A 3,848-nucleotide genomic window follows, 5' to 3' on the forward strand; every position below is an offset into this window, starting at 1 on the left:
CCTTGGGACCTACTTACACCTCATGATGACTACCAACCAAGACTTCCTACACGAACCAGTTATGCTCTCTCGCACCCTAGAGCTATTGGCTCCCGCGCTTTCCAAGGAATCCGCCGTCTTAGTTGACTGCACCCTAGGCCTCGGAGGACACTCCGAGGCTTTTTTGCGGGCCTTTGAAAACCTGACTCTTATCGGAATCGATCGGGACCTGAGCGCTCTGGCCATCGCCAGAAATCGCCTTTCTGAATTTGGCGATAGGGCAAAGTTTTTCTACGGTACCTACGATCAACTCGATGTAGCCCTTCAAGAAAACGGCGAGGCCGAAGCAGACGCAATCTTGATGGACTTGGGCGTTAGCTCAATGCAAATTGACAGCAAAGACCGAGGGTTTGCCTACAGCTTTGACGCTCCACTGGACATGCGAATGGACGTTGATTCAGGCAATAGCGCGGCGAGCCTGGTTGCCACCGCGACCGAAGCTGAGCTAGCCAGGATCTTCAAAGAGTACGGGGAGGAACGCTTTTCCTCAAAGATTGCCGCCGAGCTGGTTGCCAGAAGAAAGTTGAGCCCAATTGTTTCGAGCAAGCAGCTGGCCTCGATTGTGAGCGACGTGGTGCCCTTTATCCCAGGTAAATCCTCGGGTCACCCGGCAAAGCGAGTTTTCCAGGCCTTGAGAATTGCCGTCAATGAAGAGCTAGAAATTCTTGAGCGGGCTGTTCCAGCCGCTATTGATGCGCTAGCTATTGGCGGTCGACTATTGGTTTTGTCCTATCACTCACTGGAAGACCGGATTGTGAAGCAGGCAATCGTAAAAGCCGCTAGTTCTTCGGCTCCCGTGGAGCTTCCATTTGAACTTCCGGAGCACGCTCCGGTTCTAAAACTTGTCGTCAAGGGCGCCGAAAAGGCCAGTCTCGAGGAAATTGCAAGTAATCCGAGGTCCGCATCGGTGCGACTTCGGGCTGCAGAAAAGATAAGGAAAGTTGCATGAGAGCGTTTGCGCAAACCAGGGCTAGGGGACCACTGGTGATGATAGTTGTGATGGGGTTTTTGGCCATCTCGCTACTACACCTCTTCCTCACCATCGCTACCTCTCAGGCGGTGTATGAACTATCAGACCTAAAGCGCGAGAAGCGAGAGCTTGACACTACATCACAAATACTTTCCGAGGAAGTAGCCTCACTTTCCTCACAGCAAAACCTCTTGAACACAGCCAGCAAGCTTGGAATGGTCTCAAACTCGAATCCGGTATTTCTTCGACTCGATGACCAGAAGGTATTTGGTAAGCCAAAACCAGCTCTTGGCTCAAGCAGTCAATCCCGCAATTTGGTTGCTAACTCCAGCATGATTAAGGAGGCTCCGGCCGAACAAGATGCGGCCCCGGCGAGCACGGAGCAGCCACGGCAACTTTCTGAAGTAGCTGAGGGAACTTTGAGCTCCATTCCAGCATCACCGACAAGGTAATCCGCGAAAGGTATTCGAGCATGAATCACGCGGGGCCGGTCAGCGCTAGAAGAGTAAGACTTCTGATCACCATCTCCGTAATTTTGGTCGCCGTGTTCGCCATCAGACTCGTTGATTTTCAAATCGTCCGTGCCGAATCAATTAAAGCAATCTCGCTGGAGAAGCGGGAGGTCACGAGGATAGTCCCTGCGGTTCGTGGAGATATCGTCGATGCCAACGGCAAAGTGCTGGCGACCACCGTTTATCGCTACGACATCAACGCAGCTCCTGCAATTGTTAGACCGGTCGAGCGAAGAATCGATGGCATCACGCAGGTGGAGAGCGTTGAGTCGGTAGCTACCGAGCTTGCGCGAATTCTGGAAGTAGATGTTGGCGAGCTGTTTCCAAAGTTGATAGGTACCTCTCACTATGTGAACTTGAAAAAGCGAGTCGATGCCGAGACTCATCGCCAAATTGTTGAACTAGGTATCCCGTGGATATTCTCTGATGCTCACCGGAATCGCCTCTATCCAAATGGAGCAGTAGCTGGAAATCTAATCGGCTTCGTTGGAACTGACGGTGATGCACTAGCTGGCATCGAGCGGCAGTTCAATGCTTGTCTTGCGGGAGTTGACGGTAAAGAAAGTTTTGAAAAGGGCGTAGATGGAATTAAGATTCCAGCCAGCACGGTCGTGCTTCAAGAAGCTAAGCCCGGGCGAAATGTTGTTTTGACAATTGATGCGGACCTTCAGTACCAGGCCCAACAAGTTCTTGCCAGCGAAGTAAAAAGACTAGATGCTGATTGGGCGACCGCGGTAGTGATTGAAGTAAAGACCGGACGAATTGTTCTAGCGGCAGAGGCCCCGAGCGTGGACCCTAACGATCCGGGAAAATCAAATCCTGAAGAGCGCGGCGCGAGAGTGTTTCAATACGCCTTTGAGCCTGGATCCACGATGAAGGCAATAACGGCGGCAACTGCAATTGAAACTGGGTTTGCTACCGTTGCCACGCAGGTTCGTGCGCCTTACTCGCTTCGAGTTTTTGATCACACCATCTCCGACAGTTTTGGTCATCCCACGGAGAAGTGGACTCTCACCGGTGTATTACGTTTTTCTTCCAACACCGGAACAATCAAAATCGCCGAGAATATTCCAGCCAAGACCAGGTACGAGTTTATGGAGCGCTTCGGTTTTGGAAAAACCACCGCAGTTGGCTTCGAGGGTGAGACCAGGGGAGTTCTAAATCACTATAAAGACTGGGATGGGGTAACAAACTTCACTACCATGTTCGGCCAAGCTCTTTCGGTATCACCAGTCCAAATGGCATCTGCCTACCAAACACTTGCAAATGAGGGGGTAAGGCTTAATCCGGTACTTGTCGCCGGTTGCCAAGACAGCGATGGAAACCTAACTGGAATCCCTAAGCAAAATGCGACTCAAGTAGTTTCAGCCTCAACTGCGAATGACGTGATGCACATGCTGGAAAAAGTTGTTGAGCAGGGTGGTATCGGACAAACCACCGCAGTGCCGGGCTACCGCTCCGCAGGGAAAACCGGAACAGCCGAGATTAAAGAAGGAAGTGGCTATGGCCGCTACTACGCTGCCTCTTTTTATGGAATGGCTCCGGTTGACAATCCCAAGTACGCAATGGGAGTGATGATCTATAAGCCGACGAAGGTTTGGACAAACTCCATGGCAGCAGCAGCTGGTTATCAAAAGATTTTGTCTCAGGTCCTTCTCGCAAATAGAGTGCCGCCCTCCACCGGTAAATCCCCGGATCTTCCAACTGAATGGAAATAGTTGGTAGAGCAATCGATTCCCCCAATCCTCAGGCCTGATAAACCAAATCAGGTCAGACTAAGTGAGCTCGCTGCAGAACTCGGGGTTGAAATTTCTGAAACTTCGGAGGATGTCTTACTCACCGGTGTTTCTATGAACACAGGCGACGTTCGCTCAGGAGACATCTTTTTTGCTATGCCAGGGTTGAAAACCCACGGCGCAAATTTTGTTCAGCAGGCCATTAGCCTCGGTGCGGTTGCCGTCGCAACCGATAGCGCGGGCCTTGAAATTCTCGAGAGAGCCGACCTGCCCTTGATTGTTGTTGAACAACCAAGACTTCGCCTCGGTGAAGCAGCGAGGTTTGTTTACGGCAATCAGTCATCCGACATGCCTGTTATGTATGGAGTGACGGGAACCAACGGGAAGACCTCAACGGTTCATTTTTTGTCTGCTATTTTTAGGCAGCTTGGTGCTGTTCCCGGTATGAGCTCAAGCGTTGAGCGACACCTTGCAGATGACATCATAATTTCAAGACTCACTTCGCCGGAGGCTCCAGAGTCACATGCCTTGATCGCCAGAATGCGTGAATCAAAAGTCACCGACGTCGGCTGGGAAGTATCAGCGCAGGCT

At 51.4% G+C, this 3,848-nt stretch carries 4 protein-coding genes; all 4 read left to right on the forward strand.

From position 1 onward, the window contains the following. The first annotated feature begins 25 nt into the window (after window positions 1-25). Window positions 26-988: a 16S rRNA (cytosine(1402)-N(4))-methyltransferase RsmH gene (rsmH, locus tag WAO31_RS06455; RefSeq protein ID WP_509591646.1), complete on the forward strand. Its 963-nt coding sequence runs from the start codon at window positions 26-28 to the stop codon at window positions 986-988. After that, window positions 985-1,461, forward strand: coding sequence for a cell division protein FtsL (ftsL, locus tag WAO31_RS06460; protein WP_509591640.1), 477 nt, complete (start codon window positions 985-987; stop codon window positions 1,459-1,461). The genes rsmH and ftsL overlap by 4 nt, the downstream gene beginning before the upstream one ends. A gap of 20 nt (window positions 1,462-1,481) precedes the next feature. Beyond that, the gene (locus WAO31_RS06465; RefSeq protein WP_509591642.1) at window positions 1,482-3,239 is read left to right on the forward strand and encodes a peptidoglycan D,D-transpeptidase FtsI family protein; all 1,758 of its coding nucleotides are present in this window, start codon (window positions 1,482-1,484) and stop codon (window positions 3,237-3,239) included. Beyond that, a partial coding sequence (locus tag WAO31_RS06470; RefSeq protein WP_509591644.1) for a Mur ligase domain-containing protein occupies window positions 3,240-3,848 on the forward strand: 609 nt, incomplete at its 3' end.

It is taken from the genome of Rhodoluna sp., from assembly GCF_049276775.1.
Taxonomy (GTDB): domain Bacteria; phylum Actinomycetota; class Actinomycetes; order Actinomycetales; family Microbacteriaceae; genus Rhodoluna.